Below are 17875 nucleotides of genomic sequence, written 5' to 3'. Positions count from 1 at the left end.
CTGGATCATGGTGGGCAACTACTCAACACACATTCACGCAAAGAAGCTACGAATGTGGCGTTGGCTACAACCCTAACGTCCACATAGTGAGAAGTCAATCCCGTCAATTGGACACGCCACCCGTATCACACCCCGAGCACCCACCCGATTCCAACGAGAACCCCGCCCCAACTTTGGGAATCACTCTACCCAGAAACTCCCCGACCACGACCCCGGGGACACCCAAGCCTGCACACCCGAGCCCTACACGCCCGAGCCCCGCAAGCCCCAAGTCCAAAGCTCGTCTTTATGCATAATTCTTTACCTTTAAACTCAGCGCATATTAAGGCGAACGACCTACGGTGGATGGCATGGAATTCTTGCAATACATGTTGTTACGGACATGGCAATGGGTGGCCAATAACGGCCTTGCCATCGCATGTCTGGCCATTCTGCTAATTCTTGTTCCCCGTATCCGACGTTTCGTTCTGGCAATTGCGGACGGAAACATCTCCTCTTCAGAGGAGCAGTCCAAGGGACGGCGCGCACTGATTGGCGCTGTGGTTTACATCGTCGAAGTCATTGCATACTTCGTCTTAATCATCGCGATTCTGTCGAAATTCGGAATCTCACTGACCGCCGCCGCTATCCCCGCGACGGTTGTTTCCGCCGCTGTTGGTTTTGGCGCACAGGGAGTCATCGCCGACTTCCTTGGCGGACTGTTCATCATCGCCGAGAAGCAGTACGGCATCGGAGACTGGGTAGAGTTTCACTCCCCTTCGGGCACTGTCCAAGGTGACGTAGTCAATATGACATTGCGCGCCACCACGATCCGAACCCTCAACGGCGAGGAAATCATCGTGCCGAACTCCGAGGCACGCATGTGTATCAACTACTCCTCACAGTGGTCCCGTGCTGTTGTTGAAGTTCCCGTACCGATGACCGCCGGTGGCTCCATTAAGGACCTGGAAGAGCGCACTGTCGCCGCCGCCAAGAGTGCCATCGCACTGGACTCCGTCAAGGATGCAGTTCTCTCCGAGATCAAGCTGCAGTCCTCCACGGAGCTCAATCCGCCGACGGTTATGGGCCTGCCGTGGACCGTCACTATGCGCTTGATTGTCGACTGCAAACCGGGCGACCAATGGCTCATCGAGCGCGCCATCCGCGCCGCAGTCATCGACACTTGGTGGGATGACTACGGCGAGCGCGCCCAACAGACCCCGTTTGCTCCCGCCGAAGAAATCACCGGTCATGTCCGCGATGACACGATGATCGAACAGCTCAGGCAGGCCGATGCTAAGCAAGAGAAAAAACAACAGCTTGACGACGGCGACAGCGCTCCAACCGAAGTTGTCGAAGCGGTAGCGGACACTACTGCCCAGCCGGATACCGCAGAAACCAAACTGATGGAAACTCAGACCGTCGATAAGCAAGACGGGAACGAGCGATCCGACCTGCCGCATGCGGGTGCTGACCTCGATGATGCTCGACGCGAGCAAGAGGACAGCGGAAGCAACAACGCCATCCGCAAGCTGGTTAGCCACCCTGACTGGAAGACGCTCACGACGCGCCAGAAAATCCGGCGAATCCTCTCTGCAGGTGGACGTGCTCGCGTTTCGACAATCATGCTCTTGGCAACCCTAATTGTCCTCGGCGTTTTGAATCTCATGACGGTCGAGACCGAGGGCGGCCCATCCGGATGGCTAGCACCGAGCAGGTGGAGCGATCGGGTAACGACACAGGAAGAGGACTCGGAAGAGTCGTCAGCTCCGCAATCATCGAACCAGCCGACTAGTACCACACAGAGTGTGCAGCCCACCGAGACTTCACAGCAGACTCAGACATCACAGAATCAGCCGTCCGAGACTTCACAGCAGCCTCAGAGCACGCAGAACCGCGCACCTTCGACCGCCACCTCCACCGAGCCAGACTCTACTCAGAGCAACACCGACAACGAGAACACTGGCGGATCACAGTCGACAGACTCCACTAACAACGCAGAACCAAACTCGGTCGGGGCGCAATAACGCGCAACTGCCTACCGCGCATTAACCAATCCGAACTACCCGCTACAATCAAAGGCCATGACTGACTCGACTCCACAGCTAAAATTTGCGACGCAGCGATTTCGCCCACAGAAGACGCATCTGTTCATCGTTGCGTTCATGCTCGTGCTGTGTGTAATTGCCACCGGTTTTGCCCCGTGGCTGGCCATTACCTTCCTGGCACCGTTGATTTATACGCTTTGGATTTTCCGAGTACGCACCACCGTAGGGCCACGCGGCATCACTGCGGTGTACCTATTGTCCAAGCGCCGTTCGGTGCCCTGGAGCGATTTTGCGGGCATCTTCTTCAACAAGGGCGGCCGCGCCTTTGCGGTAACCAAGTCAGATGAGCGCATCGCCCTGCCGGCCATCTCTTTTAATTCGCTGCCGGAGTTGAAGGAAGCCACTGGCGGTCTGATTCCAGATCCGATCGCTTCGGCTCGTATGGCGGAAAATGACAAGGTCGAGGTTTTCGACCGCGATGGCCACTCCGTAATGAAGAAGGTCAGTGAGGTTGAGGCTGATGCCAAGGCTAAAGGTGACGCCTCTGCCGAGTAACATATAAGCAGTCCACAAAGCCCCTAAATCTCATTATGCGGACACCAGTGACCACGAAATGAGACATTAGGGGCTTTTTGTGATTAATATGGATAATTAATTACCTTGCACCCTATCTAGGAAGGGCAGCCCCCATGATTCCCCTTCGCTCTAAAGTCACCACTGCCGGCCGTAATGCTGCAGGTGCGCGTTCGCTATGGCGCGCAACTGGCATGACCGATAACGACTTCGGCAAGCCGATTATCGCAATTGCCAACTCTTACACTCAGTTCGTTCCCGGTCACGTGCACCTGAAGGACGTTGGCGACATCGTCGCAGAAGCTGTAACCGCAGCCGGTGGCGTCCCCCGTGAGTTCAACACCATTGCTGTCGACGACGGAATTGCGATGGGCCACGACGGCATGCTCTACTCGCTGCCGTCCCGTGAGATTATTGCTGACTCTGTCGAGTACATGGTCAACGCTCACACCGCTGACGCATTGGTCTGTATTTCCAACTGTGACAAGATCACGCCGGGCATGCTCAATGCGGCTCTGCGTCTGAATATCCCGGTGGTCTTCGTTTCCGGCGGGCCGATGGAATCGGGATCGTCGATTGTTATCGATGGCGTCGTCAAGCCCGGCTCTGACCTCGTCTCGGCTATTTCTGCATCCGCGAACGACAAGGTCGATGACAAGAACCTGCTCGACATCGAGCGCTCGGCATGCCCGACCTGCGGATCGTGCTCGGGCATGTTCACTGCAAACTCGATGAACTGCCTGACCGAGGCCCTCGGCCTGTCCCTGCCGGGTAACGGTTCTACCCTGGCAACTCAGCAGGCGCGTCGCGATTTGTTCACGCGCGCCGGTGAACTGATTGTGGACCTGGCGAAGAGCTACTACCACGATGGTGACGAGTCCGTGCTGCCGCGCAACATCGCCAACCGCGACGCGTTTGTCAACGCAATGACGCTCGACGTTGCCATGGGCGGTTCCACCAACACGGTGCTGCATATTCTCGCTGCCGCCCAGGAGGGCGAGATCGACTTCGACCTCTCCGACATCGACGCGATTTCCCGCCGCGTGCCTTGTCTGTCCAAGGTGGCACCGAACTCGGACTACTACATGGAGGACGTCCACCGCGCCGGTGGTATTCCAGCCATCCTCGGCGAACTGCGCCGCGCGGGCCTGCTGCAAATGAATGTCCGCTCCGTTCACTCCCCATCTCTGGAGGAGCACCTGGACAACTGGGATATCCGCGGCGGCAAGGCCACTGACGAAGCGATTGAACTGTTCCACGCAGCCCCTGGCGGCGTGCGCACCACCGAGCCGTTCTCCACATCCAACCGCTGGGAGAGCCTGGATACGGACTCCGAAAATGGCTGCATCCGCGACTTCGACCACGCCTACACGAAGGAAGGCGGTCTGTGTGTCCTGCGCGGCAACATCGCCGAGGACGGCGCTATCCTGAAGACCGCCGGTATCGGCGAGGATCAGTTCCACTTCGAGGGCACCGCTCGCGTCGTAGAAAGCCAGGAAGAGGCTGTCTCGGTCATCTTGAACCGCACCTTGCAGCCGGGCGAAGTTCTCTTTGTCATCTACGAGGGTCCTTCCGGCGGCCCGGGCATGCAGGAGATGCTGCACCCGACCGCATTCATCAAGGGCGCTGGCCTGGGTAAGGTCTGTGCACTGGTCACCGATGGTCGCTTCTCCGGGGGTTCCTCCGGACTGTCTATCGGCCACGTTTCCCCGGAGGCCGCTGCCGGCGGCGCAATCGGTCTCGTCCGCAACGGCGACCCGGTGTACATCGATGTCGCTGAACGACGCCTTGAGATTCAGGTGTCCGACGAGGAGCTGGCCGCTCGTCGCGATGAGGAGCTCAAGCGCGATAAGCCATTTACTCCGCACAAGCCGCGTCCGCGCAAGGTCTCCAAGGCGCTGCGCGCATACGCCAAGATGGCGTCCAGTGCGGATAAGGGCGCGATCCGCATTGTCGACTAGCTAGATCAAACCCGTTTAAAGGCCTGTGCTTACCGCACGGGCCTTTGGCGTTTCTAGAGTGGCTTTGCGCCCAGTCTTCTGCGTGGGCTTCACCAAATCCCGGTACTCGACGTCGGCAATCCCCTCAGCGACGTCCTCGGTGTGTGCATATTTGCCGCCCTCGGTAATGGCCGCCATTACATATCCGGGGCCAAAAACAACGGAAGAGTGCCACGAACGCCGGTTGGACCAGCCCATTTTCGCGCCTTCAGAGCCGGGCAGCCCGGCAAGACCAAAATTCTGTCGATAGCCATCGGCAGCAATCGGCGACCAGTGTCGCATCGCCTCGAGCACCTCAGAATTAGGATGCTTCAGACGAAGCTGGGAAATAAAAGACACCACATCTTCCGCGGTGGTCCTCGATACTCCCCACTTTTCTCCGCCGGAAGTGTTGAACAGGCCGTACTCGGTCGCAATGGAATCGACCGATTCCGGGTACTTCCGGTAAAAGTCGGCGGCCAAATCGTCGTCGGAACGCGAAATCATCTTTTCGACGCGCTCGGCATCGTCGGCAGTGCCGTGTTCGAGCACATACTGACCGATATACAACTTAATCAGGGATAGCGCCGGCAGCGGGCGTTGCGATGCCTGGCTGCTGTACCCCACGCCCACCGGCTCGTAGCTCACCGCCATTTGCGTGCGCGGGTCAGTCTCAATCAACCCTTCGGCGTTGAGGTTCATGCGCGGCAGACTCACCTCATGAGTCGGCCAGGCGCTTGCCGACGAGACGGAGGCTGCAACCTCATTGTGCTCGCCGGCAGCGGCTGTCGAAGGTGAGTGAATCGACGTTGTAGCGCCTATCGAAGACATGAAAAAGACCACCGCGAGGGTGGTCTTTAGTACGTGTCTCGACTTTGGCATAGGGGGCATTGTACCCCGGCCCTAACGGAGAACCTAGTTTAGGTCGCTCGACTGTTTGTGCAGCTGCGAGCCGCCTTAGCCAACAAACGGCAGCGTGCTGGTCGTCAGCCACCACAGGCCAATTGCTGCGGCGATGGACAGAATTCCGAAGATCCACGACGATGCCAGTGGTCGACGAGCCCAGCCGCGTCCGAAATCGATGCCGATACGGCCCGGGCCGGTGAACTGCAAGCCAAGCGCCATGGCGGTCATCAACAGCTGTAGTTGGAGGTTACTGGAGTCCTGGCCAACGATATTCACACCATTGGCAGAGGTAGCCACATCAAACATGCTGAGGTAGGCGGACAATGCCAGCGCCAACGCCGCGGCCAGCGGTGTCGCGAGACCCAAGATAAGCAGGGCACCCGCGATAAGCTGAACCGTTGGGATGGCAGTGGCCATTACAGGGCCGAGGGCAAAGTTGTTCTGGCTAAACTGTGTCTCCAGCGCAGTGGTGCCACCGGAGTTGCCCCAGCCGAGCAGCGTTGTCAGACCATGGACCAGCAGTAGCGCACCCAATCCAAGACGCAGCAGCAGGAGGCCGAAGTCAGTGGTACCGCGACGGAACTCCGGTTCGTTGTCGTCGTAGAAGTCCGTGTCTTCATCGTCGTCAGCAGCGGCGGTAGTCGTAGCAGCAGTTGCCCCGGCGGCTCCTACGCCTGCTCCTGCAACACCAGCGGCGCCAGCTGCACCAGCGGTATCGCGGGACGCAGCCGGTTCAGCGAAATCCGATTCATCGAAATACTGAGTCTCAGCTGCGGAATTGCGTGAAGAGTCATAGGTCGGCTCCGCCTCATCGTCGAATGCTGGCTGTGCTTCCGACTTATTTGCAGTAGCTCCCGCTGCGGACGCTCCTGCCGCTTCAGAAGCCGAGAAGGCTTGCGTCGGCTGGCTGAAATCCTCGTCTGAATCAACGCGCTCACTACGAGCCGGCTGCTCAAAGATTTCGGTTGCCTCCGACTCCGGGGCCACCTCCGACTCTTTATCAGCCGCGGGCGCTGACTCAGTTTCAGCCTGTTCATCCCGCGGCGAAGGCTTACCGGCAGGGCTAATCACCTGAGGTGCCGTGCGGCCTGCAGCGGCGTAGGCGTCGTAGCGCTTCTTCGGGGCTTCCTGAACTTCAGGCTCCGGCTCGGGGCTCGGCTCAGTCACTGTTTCTGTTTCAGACTCGGTTTCCACCTCGGCTTCAGCACCGCTATCGGTCTCGGCTTCCGGCGGCAGGTTTTCTTGGTCTACCTCCGCCTCCGACTCCTCCTCTACGCGCTTTTCCGGCACACCCGGAAAAATCTGCGTTGCGGTGTTGTCGCTGTCGTCACGGTTTGTTTCTTCGTTCATTGGCTCAGCGAGCTTGCGGTAGGTCGGGACGTCGAGATCGTCATCGAATCCGTCCTCCACATTCTCGAGGGCGCGGTCGTTCGGGTACTTCTCTGAGTCGCTCACATCGTCCACATTAAAACTACTGCCTCACTTTTGGTCGCAGGCGTGGCCGGGAAACGAGGCTGTATTGTGTATGCCTATGGGATTCCACCTCGTCCACACCAGCAGTGCACAGGCTCGCGCTCGCGGGCGGCGTCGTCGTGCTGCGCTCGCCGCTGGTGTCGTCGGGATGGTCTCTCTTTCCGGCTGCATGAGTGCCTCGAGCGCGCTTGAGTCACCGTTTACTGAAGACAAGTCGGAACCGACAGGCATTGCCATGCCGAAGTTTTCCTCCCCTGATTTGCCCTCTACCCCGGTCCCAACCACGGAAAGCAAAGCCAAAGACAAAGGTCCCTGCGACCTCGACGATGTCACTCTCGCGGCCTGCCTACCGCTTACCACCGCGCTAGCCTCAACCGGCCCTGGGGAGGCTCTCGTCGCCACCGACGACGGTGCACTCACCGTTGTCGCACCGGGTAAGACACCGCGTGAGGTCGCACGGCTCGGCGCCCCTGCAAAACAACTGCTGCCCAGTCCCTCGGTTGAAGAGGACCGTCAGGTCTTTGTTTTGCGTAACGACGACACCATTGCGCGCGTCACCCTCGTGGAGGGCAGCACCGCTGATGTGCGCGAACTTCCGGACCTCAGCGAGCCCGGCATTCTCGGAATCTATTTTGACCGAACTTCGGACACCCTGTCCCCGCGCAAATTGCTCGTGGGAGATCCAGGCATTGAGTTTCAGCAGTTCTGCCATGGTCCGGACGGAATGCCGCCGTTGGCAACCGCCATTCTCGACGGCACCCCACAGCTGGTTCAGCTCACCGGCCCTGTGATTAATCCCCTCGGCGGTGTGGACCTGAACGATTCCATCGGTGGATGCGCAGTGATGGGTGACCGCGTGGTCATTGCCATCCCAGACGCGCAGAAGGTCATCTCCATGCCGGTGGGTCCGAAGTCAAGTGGGCCCGACGCGGCGTGGGAGGTCAAGGGTTCCCCTGAAGTGCTTGTCGACGGCGACTTCGGCCACATCTCGTATGTAGCGGCTGTCGCAGCAAATCAGGGTATTGAAGTTTGGGGTGCCACGACCAACAAAACCGCCGGGGCACAACCGTCGGAGTCCGACGAGCGCGTCGTCAGACTGCCGAGCGATGGTGCCGCCGGCGGTTCCCCGGATTAGCTTTCAGGGAGGCTAGCTCAGCTTCTTCGCAATCAGCTGGTTGACCTGAGCCGGGTCTGCCTTGCCGCGGGTGGCCTTCATGACCTGCCCCACGATGGCACCGACGACCTTCTTGTTGCCAGCTCGGTACTTCTCGACGATGTCCGGGTTAGCAGCCAGTGCATCGTCGACGGCCTTCTCAATAGCACCGTCGTCGCGAACGACCTCCAGGCCACGGGCAGCAACGACCTCATCAACATCGCCCTCGCCTGCGAGCACGCCGTCAACGGCCTTACGGGCCAGCTTGTTGGTCAGCTTGCCCTCTTCAATCAGTGCAATCACACGTGCAACCTGTGCCGGGGTAATCGCGAGCTCAGCCAGCTCCACGCCTGCCTCGTTGGCCTTCTGCGCCAGGTAAGCGACCCACCAGGAACGAGCCTCAGCCGGGCCGGCACCAGCCTCAACGGTGTCGACAATCAGGTCGAGAGCGCCGGCGTTAACCAGGTCGCGCATTTCCTCGTCCTTCAGACCCCACTCTTCCTGAATACGGGCACGACGCACCCACGGCAGCTCCGGCAGAGTTGCGCGGATTTCCTCCACCCACTCACGCGGCGCAATCACAGGTGGCAGATCCGGGTCGTTGAAGTAGCGGTAATCCGACTGCGATTCCTTCGGGCGGCCCTTGGAGGTCGTGCCGTCGGTCTCCTGGTAGTGGCGGGTTTCCTGAACGATCTCCTCGCCATTAGTAATCGCAGCAGCCTGGCGCTGCATCTCGTAGCGAACAGCCTGTTCAACCGACTTCAGGGAGTTGATGTTCTTAGTCTCGGTACGAGTGCCGAACTCCTCCTGGCCGATTGGGCGCAGGGAAACGTTGGAGTCCACACGCATCGAGCCCTGGTCCATGCGGGCATCGGAGACACCGAGGGACTTCACCAGGTCACGCAGCGCAGAAACGTACGCACGAGCAACCTCTGGGGCACGCTCCCCTGCACCGAGAATTGGCTTAGTAACGATCTCAATCAGCGGAATACCTGCGCGGTTGCAGTCCACCAGCGAACGCGTGGCGCCGTGAATACGACCATCGGCACCGCCCAAGTGCGTCAGCTTGCCGGTGTCTTCTTCCATGTGAGCGCGCTCGATTTCGACACGGAACTCCGTGCCGTCGTCAAGCTGAACGTCAAGATATCCGTCGTAGGCGATTGGTTCGTCGTACTGCGAAATCTGGTAGTTCTTCGGCTGGTCCGGGTAGAAGTAGTTCTTGCGCGCGAAGCGGGAGGACTCAGCAATCTCGCAGTTCAGCGCCAGGCCAATCTTGATGGCCCACTCAACGCCCTGACGGTTAACCACAGGCAGCGCGCCAGGTAGGCCGAGGCTGCAGGGATCGACGTTGCTATTCGGCTCGGCACCAAAGTGCGCCGAGGAGGAGGAGAACATCTTGGTATTCGTCGAGAGCTCGACGTGAACCTCCATGCCCATTACCGGGTCAAAACGTTCGAGGACCTCATCAAAGTCCATCAAGTCATCAGCGTATGCAGCGGTCATGTTTGTAGAGTCTACTAGCGATGGCCCCGCAGGCGTGCCCTAGGGTATAAGTCGTGCCCGGAGTTAACGAACACCCACCGATTCCACCGACGTCAGCACGCGATACGCCAACGTTCCGCGACGCCGCTGACCGCCACCGCGCAGGCGCTACTTTCGACAACGACCTGCAGGAAAGCGCCGACGGAGCCACGGGCTACCACCGCGTGCGCCCCGGATATCCTCCAACCGTCATCGAAGCGCTTACCCGTCTCGCACCGCACCCACAGGTAGTCGCCGATATCGGCGCCGGCACTGGGAAGCTCACCGCCTCGCTTGCCGACGTCTACCGCGATGCCACCCTGCTGGCACTCGATCCCTCCACCGCGATGCGGCAAGCACTGATGCACAATGTGCCAGCGGCGGAATGCCTGGAAGGCACTGCGGAGCGCACGGGACTGGAGTCCAACAGCGTCGATGTAGCAACATGTGCGCAGACATGGCACTGGGTGGACCCGACAGCTGCAAGTAAAGAACTCACTCGGGTGCTACGCGCGGATAGCGTGGCTATGTTGGTGTGGAACACCTTGGATGTTTCCGTACCGTGGGTGCATCGGCTCAGCCGCATAATGCACGCCGGCGACGTGTTGCGTCCCGGCTTCTACCCCGAGGTTGGCCCGGAGCTGGAGCTAGTCGATGAGGTGCGTCTGGCCTGGGAGCAGACACTGACCATCGAGGACATCGTGCTGCTGGCACGAACCCGTTCCTATTGGCTTCGTTCCAAGCCCGCCACTCGCGCCAAGGTGGAGGCGAACTTGCATTGGTATCTCCACGAACACTTGGGGCACACATACGAAGAAGGCATCGCCCTTCCCTACCGGTGCGATGCCTTCTATTTTCGAGCTGCCTAAATTTTCGAGCTGCCTAGTCGCGCTAGTTACTTTTCTTTCTTCGGCTTAGGGTGAGCCACGCGCTTGAATGCATTCTTAGTCTGTCCGGCAAGCTTCTTCGGCGCAGTGGCTGTGGCCTCGCCTGGGAAGGAGTCCCTCGCGGTCTCGCGAGGATTGTCATCATCGGAGGCTTCCTCGATTTCGGAAAGTTTCTCCAGGCGCTCATTATCCTTTTCTACGATGCGCTCGGCGTCATCCTCGGTGAATTCAACATTATCGTCGCTGACCAGTTCCTCGACGATGTCGTCGCGGACGCTCTCCTGAAGATCGACGTTGGAAATGTTGGAGTTGGCCAAAGCGCGGTCGAGCTTCTTCTGATCGGCGGTGGTGAACTTCTTGTTCGGGTGCATCTTCCGGCGTGCGAGCTTACGGATACGGCCGCGACGCTTCGACTCCTCCATCAGCTTGTTACGTCCAGCCAGGTACGCACCACACAGAATCACGATAAGAGCGATACCGACGTAGCCAAGGGCCGGGTAGATGGAGCCAACCAGGGCCTTGAACCCAAAGAAACTTAGGCCAAAACCAATCAGCACCGTCACGATGAATACCAGGCGGAAACGCTGCGGGGTATTGCGTGTTAGGCGGCGGCCCAGCGCGTAGAACATGCCAATGGCCGTGTTGAAAATCATGGCGTAGATGATGATTGCCATCACGGTACCCAGGACCGGGTGGATGTCATTGACGATTGCCAGGGTCGGCATATCTTCGTGGCCAACATCCTTGACCTTGAAGAAGAGGGCAAAGGTCACCAGCGTCAGCAGACCTGCATAGATGCTCCCGCCCATGAGACCACCGATGCCAGCTTCACGCGGGTTCAGGTAGCTACCGCCGATGACAATCGACATCGATACGGCCACCATCACACAGAAACCGACATAGTTCAGGGCAGAAATAGACCAGTGTGGCAGCGATGTCGACAGTTCATTGGTGTACTGCGCGGCCTCCGACATCGACGTGTCGGTGGTGAACAAAGTGTAGATACCGGCTCCAAGCAGGAACACGATAATGAATGGAGTGATCATGCCAATCACGCGGCTGACCTTGTCGGCATCCAGCATGCCTACACCCAAAGTCAGGGCAACCATGATGACGGCGCCAATCCACACCTCAAGTCCGAACTGCTGGTTCAAGTTCGCACCGGCACCGGCGAACATGACGAAGCCGGTACAGAACAGCGTGATCATCACGGCGATATCCAAAATCTTCGAAACCCAACTGCGGGTGATTACGTCGAAGACCTCGGAGTGCTCATCAGCCTGCAAGTAGCTGGCAATTGACAGCACTGCCAGGCCACTGGCAATCATCACGACGGAGGCAAGTACCACGCCCCACAAGCCGTTAGTGCCAAATGCCACGAAGTACTGCATCATTTCCTGGCCGGATGCGAATCCGGCACCGACAGTTAGGCCGACAAAGGCCATCGCGATTGTTGTGGCTCTTTTCCACATAACGAGAAAATCCTAAATATAAGTCTATTTTTCAAAAACCGGAACCTTACAAAGCATACTGCCCGAGCTGGTGATTGATACACCAGCTCGGGCAGTATGCCTATTTTGTTACGAAGATGTGCCTAAATGTTTAGCAACGCGTGCTTAACCGACGCGTTTAACCAAACAGCGCAGCAGCTGCGCGGTAACGGCCATCCGGCACAACCTTCAACTCAGCAACCGCATCGTCGATGTCGATACGCTCGATGTTCTCACCGTGCAGAGCGACGATCTTGCCGAAGTCCCCCTCGTGTACTGCTCGGGTGGCGTGGACACCGTAGCGGGTAGCAAGCACGCGGTCGTACGCAGTCGGCGTACCGCCACGCTGAATGTGACCCAGCACCGTGGTGCGAACGTCGTACCCGGTGCGCTTCTTAATCTCCGCACCAATAACCTGACCAATGCCGTTGAAGGTTTGGTGGCCGAACTGGTCGACACCGCCCTCTTCGTACTCCATGGTGCCCGGCTTCGGGGTGGCGCCCTCAGCGACGACGATAATGCCGTACTTCTCACCCATCTGGAAACGGCGCTCCATCGACTTCACAATCTCGTTGATGTCGAATGGCTTTTCCGGAATGACAATGTGGTGAGCACCGCCGGCCATACCCGCATGCAAAGCGATCCAGCCCACGTGTCGACCCATGACCTCAACAATCATGACGCGCTGGTGGGATTCCGCAGTGGTGTGCAGACGGTCAACCGCGTCGGTGGCAACAGCCACAGCCGTGTCGAAACCGAAGGTGTAGTCCGTACCGTTGACGTCATTATCAATAGTCTTCGGAACACCGACGACCGGCACCCCATTGTCCGAAAGCCACTTGCCGGCCTTCAGCGTACCTTCGCCACCGATTGGGATCAGGGCATCGATGCCCGCATCAGAGAGATTTTCCTTGATGCGGTCGAGGTTAGACATGAGAATGTCCGGATGCACGCGGCCGGTGCCCAGCATCGTGCCGCCACGCAGCAGCATACGGTCAATCCGCTCATCGTCGTAAAGCTGGACCCTACGGTCTTCCATAAGACCAATCCAACCGTCCTCAAAACCGACGACGGTTGAGCCGTACTCGCTCGAGCTGGTACGGACAATTGCACGGATAACGGCATTCAGACCGGGACAATCTCCACCGGAGGTAAGGGTCGCAATTCGCATGATGCCCACCTTAGTCGCGTTAGTCAGTTCGTGCTTGACGGCCTTGGTCGAAACTACTTCTGCAGGTACTCCTGCCCTGGTAGCTCAGACGGTAGCTCCATCTTCGTCGTCACCTCCGACGCCGGCACAAGACCATATTCCTCGAGCGCCTTGCGCACGTACTCTGCGGCATCGACGTTCAGCGGAGACTCCGTCCACAATGCAATCGGCAGGTTAATAAAGCGGTTCTCCTTGACCGCCTCGAGATCCTTCGTTGCCGGATTCGTGCGCAAAACCTTGATTTTCTCTTCGAAGGTCTGACCTGGGTAGTCCACAAGCGCGATGAAGTCAGGATTCATCTCCGCGACATGCTCCCAGGAGGTCGTAGTCCAAGTGTCCTTAATCGACTCGGTCGCATTGATTGCACCGGCCTTTTCCAGGATGCCCTGCGGTGCGCCAAAGGAACCCGAGGTAAATAGTGCTTCACCGACAGAATCAAAGAGGAAGCCCACTGGCTTCTTATCTCCCTTTGGCGCGGCATCCAGGGCTTGCAGTCGGTTATCAATATCTGCAATAACCTTGTCGCCCTCACCGTCGTGTCCGGTCAAGGTAGCGATATTCTTCAAATCAATTTTGACAGCTTCCCACGGATCCACCAGACCACGAGTATGCCCCGGGTCGCCACTGCCTTCCTTGCCCGCCGAGGCTGCGTCACCAGTACGACAAGATTCCGTCAGGGTGTAGGCACCGATACCGTGCTCGGAAAGCGATTCCGGGGTAATGCCCTTGTCTTCACTAAAGCCATAGCCCCAGCCCGCCAGCATCACATCCGGTTCGGCCGCAATGACCTGCTCCAGATTCGGGTATTCCTTCGCAACTTCTGGCTTCTGCGCAATTGCATCGCCATAAGCTGCGGTCAACACCGGCAGATGCGAGGCCATAGAGCTCACCGCTGTGATCTCATCCGCAGCACCGACAGCCAGCGCCAGCGAAGCAATATTGCCGTCATTAATCAGCAGCTTTTTAGCTACACCCGGGTAGTTGACTTCTTCACCGCAGTTGGTGAGGGTAAGGCCTGACGACGAGGCCTGCGTTCCCTCATCAGAGCCACAGGCGGCGGCTCCGAATGCCAGAGCAGCCACAGCGATACCAGCTGCTGAGGCACGAAGGGGACGTCGGAAAGCATGTGCGTTATTCAAGGGAGTACTCCTAGTTGATGGTGGCAGCATCCAGCTCGCTATCGATTGCGAGGTGGCGGCGGCCAGCGGGGGAATTGAGCTGACAGGATTCAACCTGAAAGATTTGGGCGACAAAGTCGCGGGTCAGCACTTCTGCGGGAATGCCGTCGGCCGCGATACCGCCGTCCGCGACCACGATGACGCGGTCGAAGTGGTTCATCACCAGGTCCAAGTCGTGGATCGCGGCAATGACACACGCTCCGCTGGAGCGGGCCAGACGGAGGACGGATTGTTGATGGCGCACGTCGAGGTGGTTAGTGGGCTCGTCGAGAAGCATGATTGGCGAGTCCTGGGCGATGGCACGCGCCAGACACACGCGACGACGTTGCCCACCCGAGAGTTGCCCACACAGGCGTTGCGCGACCGTTTCCAGACCTACGAGCTCCAGCGCACGGTCGACGTGGGAATTGTCCTCGGCGGTGTTGCCACCAAAAAGGCGCTGGTAGGGCAAGCGCCCCAGGGAGACAAAGTCGCGCACGCGCATTTCGGCGGGTGGAACCTCGTTTTGCGCGACGAAAGCCAGATCGCGGGCGCGGTGCTTCGAGTTGATTGAGCTCATCGATTTGCCGTTAATCTCGACCTCGCCCGTGGCCGGTTTCGTGATTCCACCGAGCGCACGCAGCAACGTGGATTTACCCGCGCCGTTAACACCAATGATGGCGGTCATGGGTTCTGCACCGAAGTTGAGGTTGACTCCGCTGACAATGGTGCGCCCAGCGATATCACAGCGCATATCTTTAGCGGCGAGTACAGATTTTGGTAGAGCGCTCATTTACTCAGCACCTCCGTAGCTGTAGTGCGAGCGGCTCATGAGGTAGAGGAAAAGTGGTGCGCCAACCAATCCCGTGACTACTCCCAGCGGCATTTCCTGGCTTCCGCCCACTACGCGCGCGATGATGTCCACCCAGATGAGAAACAGTCCACCCATGAGGGCAGCAACCGGTAGGACAACGCGGTGCGTGGCCCCTACCAAGATGCGGGTCAAGTGTGGAATCACCAGGCCGACAAACCCGATGCCGCCAGAGACCGCAACGAGCGTGCCAACGAGGACAGCCTGGAGCACAAATACCTGTGTGCGTAGCCGAGAAACATCAATACCTACGGCCGCTGCGGTGCTCTCACCAGTTGCCAGCGCATCCAGATGACGGGCTTTGACCAGGAAAAACAACAGTACTGCGATGAGGACAATGAGCGGGAAGAGCGTCTTCAGCCATGTCGCACCGGCAACAGAGCCCAGCATCCAAAACATCACGGACTGCGCGGCCCTCGGGTCTGGCCCAGCGAAGACCATGAAGCTACTCAGCGCGGAAAACGCAGCGGAGAGCACAACGCCGGAGAGCACCAAACGCAGCGGAGTCAGCCCACCGCCTGCAGTGGCGAAAGCACCGACCGCGAGGGTGGCCATTACTGCACCGAGGAGTGCACCGAATGTCAGCGGCGCGATGGGGCTACCGGAGAAAGCACCAAAGATAATCACCGCGGTCGCACCGGCACCGGCGCCGGCGGAAATACCTAGCAGATATGGGTCTGCCAACGGGTTACGGACCAATGTCTGCATAGCCACACCGGAGACAGCTAGCCCCGCCCCTACAATCGCTGCGAGAATACCCCGGGGAGCGCGGAGATTCCAGACGATGGTGTCCGAACTGGCGGGCACAGATTCATCGAGCTCAATGCCGAAGATGTGATGCGAAATGACCTGTGTCGTGGTGGACCAGGTGATATCCGCCGAGCCGAAGACCACCGCAGCGACCAGACTGACGGCAATGGCTATGACAATGACCAGCCCATAGATCCAAGGCATAAACCGCGGTGGGTTTTTAAATCTAACTCTCTCCATGTTTGCGTTCCTGCGTATGTATGAAACTCTCCCCGACACGACAACAACCGCCGCTCTCCCACTTCAGTGAGAAAACGACGGTTGCAGAAAACCGACTAAGGCTTATTGAGCGTCTTTATGCAATCGAGCCGCGAACCTTTTCGTAGGCAGCGCCGACCTTGTACAGACGATCGTCACCGTGGCGCGGAGCCATAATCTGCAGGCCTACCGGCAGGCCGGTGTCTTCAGCCAGGCCCGACGGCACGGACATGCCACACATGCCGGCCAGGTTGAGCGGCAGAGTACACAGGTCGAACATGTACATGCTCAGCGGGTCGTCAACCTTCTCGCCCAACTTAAACGCAGTGGTCGGAGTGGTCGGCGAGATCAGGACATCTACCTGTTCGAAGGCCCGCTCGAAGTCCTGCTGAATCAGGGTACGGACGCGCTGTGCCTGGATGTAGTAGGCATCGTAGTAACCGACCGATAGCGCGTAGGTACCAATGATGATGCGTCGCTTAACCTCATCGCCGAAACCAGCGGCACGGGTCATAGCCATGACCTCATCGGCCGAGTGCGAACCGTCATCACCAACACGCTGGCCGTAACGCATGCCGTCGAAACGAGCCAGGTTGGAGCTGACCTCACACGGCAGAATCAGGTAGTACGCGCTCAGTGCGTGGTCGAAGTTCGGGCAATCGACCTCGACCACCTCTGCGCCAGCTTCCTTAAGCTTGTCGACGGCCTCGTGGAAGCTGTCCAGTACGCCGGCCTGGTAACCCTCGGTGCGGTCGAACTGCTTGACGATGCCGACCTTAACCCCCGTGAGGTCACCGGTAGCACCTTCCTTGGCAGCAGCAACCACATCGGCAATCGGCTGCTCCGTGGAAGTCGAGTCATTCTCGTCGTGACCAGCAATGATTTCGTGCAGCAGCGCGGTGTCCAGAACGGTTCGCGCGGTCGGCCCACCCTGATCCAACGAGGAGGCGCAAGCGACCAGGCCGTAGCGGGATACCGTGCCATAGGTCGGCTTCACGCCGACCGTTGCGGTCAGAGCTGCTGGCTGACGAATCGAGCCACCGGTGTCAGTACCGATAGCCAGCGGAGCCATACCGGAGGCCAGCGCCGCGGAAGAGCCACCGCCGGAACCGCCTGCGGTGCGCTCAACATCCCACGGGTTGTGAGTCGGGCCGTAAGCGGAGTTTTCAGTCGACGAGCCCATGGCGAACTCATCCATGTTGGTCTTACCCAGGATTGGGATGCCAGCTGCACGCAGCTTGGCAGTAACCGTTGCGTCGTAAGGGCTCATGTAGCCCTCGAGCATCTTGGAAGCGCAGGTGGTCGGCGCATCGGTGGTAGTGAAGACATCCTTCAGCGCCAGCGGAACACCGGCCAGCGCGGAAGCCGGCTCCTCGCCAGCATCCAGCGACTCATCGACCTTGCGAGCTGCAGCCAGGGCCTCTTCGGCACCGACGTGCAGGAATGCGTGAATGTCCTCATCAATTGCCGCGATACGGTCGAGGAACGCCTGGGTGACCTCTACCGAGGTCAGCTCACGAGCGTGAATCTTCTGTGCGAGCTCGAAAGCGCTCAGCCCCAGAATCGGGTCCTCAGCAACAGCGGCATGCAGGTTCGGGTTAGCTGCAGTCATTTCTTCCA

14 protein-coding genes are annotated in these 17875 nt (G+C 59.0%); 5 read left to right on the top strand and 9 right to left on the bottom strand.

All coding sequences use genetic code 11. The features are described 5' to 3' along the window. Positions 1 to 350 precede the first annotated feature (350 nt). The 3 genes from EGX79_04575 to EGX79_04565 all read left to right on the top strand — a co-directional run bounded on the left by EGX79_04575 (position 351) and on the right by EGX79_04565 (position 4561). A complete protein-coding gene (locus tag EGX79_04575) occupies positions 351 to 2006 on the top strand; it encodes a mechanosensitive ion channel family protein (GenBank protein AYX82718.1) in 1656 nt (551 codons plus the stop codon). Between the two features lie 57 nt (positions 2007 to 2063). Further along, the gene (locus EGX79_04570; GenBank protein ID AYX81527.1) at positions 2064 to 2582 is read left to right on the top strand and encodes a PH domain-containing protein; all 519 of its coding nucleotides are present in this window, start codon (positions 2064 to 2066) and stop codon (positions 2580 to 2582) included. A 134-nt stretch (positions 2583 to 2716) separates the two neighbouring features. Continuing rightward, positions 2717 to 4561 carry a dihydroxy-acid dehydratase gene (locus tag EGX79_04565; protein ID AYX81526.1) on the top strand — a complete coding sequence of 615 codons (1845 nt, stop codon included), beginning with the start codon at positions 2717 to 2719 and terminating at the stop codon, positions 4559 to 4561. Between the two features lie 15 nt (positions 4562 to 4576). Here the strand turns inward: EGX79_04565 and EGX79_04560 are convergent, their stop codons facing one another. Both EGX79_04560 and EGX79_04555 read right to left on the bottom strand, forming a co-directional pair. Continuing rightward, positions 4577 to 5470, bottom strand: coding sequence for a hypothetical protein (locus EGX79_04560; protein ID AYX81525.1), 894 nt, complete (start codon positions 5468 to 5470; stop codon positions 4577 to 4579). Positions 5471 to 5536: 66 nt separating this feature from the next. Then, on the bottom strand, positions 5537 to 6949 hold the full coding sequence (locus EGX79_04555) for a DoxX family membrane protein (protein AYX81524.1): 1413 nt from the start codon (positions 6947 to 6949) through the stop codon (positions 5537 to 5539). 61 nt (positions 6950 to 7010) lie between these two features. Here EGX79_04555 and EGX79_04550 point away from each other — a divergent pair, with 61 nt between their 5' ends. Then, positions 7011 to 8093, top strand: a complete 1083-nt coding sequence (locus tag EGX79_04550; protein ID AYX81523.1) for a glucose dehydrogenase — start codon at positions 7011 to 7013, stop codon at positions 8091 to 8093. Positions 8094 to 8105: 12 nt separating this feature from the next. Here the strand turns inward: EGX79_04550 and gatB are convergent, their stop codons facing one another. After that, positions 8106 to 9614 carry an Asp-tRNA(Asn)/Glu-tRNA(Gln) amidotransferase subunit GatB gene (gene gatB, locus EGX79_04545; protein AYX81522.1) on the bottom strand — a complete coding sequence of 503 codons (1509 nt, stop codon included), beginning with the start codon at positions 9612 to 9614 and terminating at the stop codon, positions 8106 to 8108. Positions 9615 to 9667: 53 nt separating this feature from the next. Between gatB and EGX79_04540 the strand changes: the two genes are divergently transcribed. Next, positions 9668 to 10501: a class I SAM-dependent methyltransferase gene (locus EGX79_04540; protein ID AYX81521.1), complete on the top strand. Its 834-nt coding sequence runs from the start codon at positions 9668 to 9670 to the stop codon at positions 10499 to 10501. 26 nt (positions 10502 to 10527) lie between these two features. Here the strand turns inward: EGX79_04540 and EGX79_04535 are convergent, their stop codons facing one another. The 6 genes from EGX79_04535 to gatA form a co-directional block, all read right to left on the bottom strand. Then, positions 10528 to 11991, bottom strand: a complete 1464-nt coding sequence (locus EGX79_04535) for a hypothetical protein (GenBank protein AYX81520.1) — start codon at positions 11989 to 11991, stop codon at positions 10528 to 10530. A gap of 157 nt (positions 11992 to 12148) precedes the next feature. Then, positions 12149 to 13180: a 6-phosphofructokinase gene (locus tag EGX79_04530; GenBank protein AYX81519.1), complete on the bottom strand. Its 1032-nt coding sequence runs from the start codon at positions 13178 to 13180 to the stop codon at positions 12149 to 12151. A gap of 53 nt (positions 13181 to 13233) precedes the next feature. After that, positions 13234 to 14358, bottom strand: coding sequence for an iron transporter (locus EGX79_04525; protein ID AYX81518.1), 1125 nt, complete (start codon positions 14356 to 14358; stop codon positions 13234 to 13236). A gap of 10 nt (positions 14359 to 14368) precedes the next feature. Next, complete coding sequence (locus tag EGX79_04520; GenBank protein AYX81517.1) at positions 14369 to 15169, bottom strand: ABC transporter ATP-binding protein; 801 nt, start codon at positions 15167 to 15169, stop codon at positions 14369 to 14371. Further along, positions 15170 to 16201 (bottom strand): iron ABC transporter permease, encoded by a 1032-nt coding sequence (locus tag EGX79_04515; GenBank protein AYX81516.1) that lies wholly within the window; start codon positions 16199 to 16201, stop codon positions 15170 to 15172. It lies immediately after the preceding gene. 151 nt (positions 16202 to 16352) lie between these two features. Next, positions 16353 to 17867, bottom strand: coding sequence for an Asp-tRNA(Asn)/Glu-tRNA(Gln) amidotransferase subunit GatA (gene gatA / locus EGX79_04510; GenBank protein AYX81515.1), 1515 nt, complete (start codon positions 17865 to 17867; stop codon positions 16353 to 16355). Positions 17868 to 17875: the final 8 nt, after the last annotated feature.

This window comes from Corynebacterium jeikeium (genome assembly GCA_003955985.1).
GTDB classification, from domain to species: domain Bacteria; phylum Actinomycetota; class Actinomycetes; order Mycobacteriales; family Mycobacteriaceae; genus Corynebacterium; species Corynebacterium jeikeium_D.
Note: the sequence above shows the minus strand (reverse complement) of the source record. Positions and strands in the feature narration are given on the sequence as shown.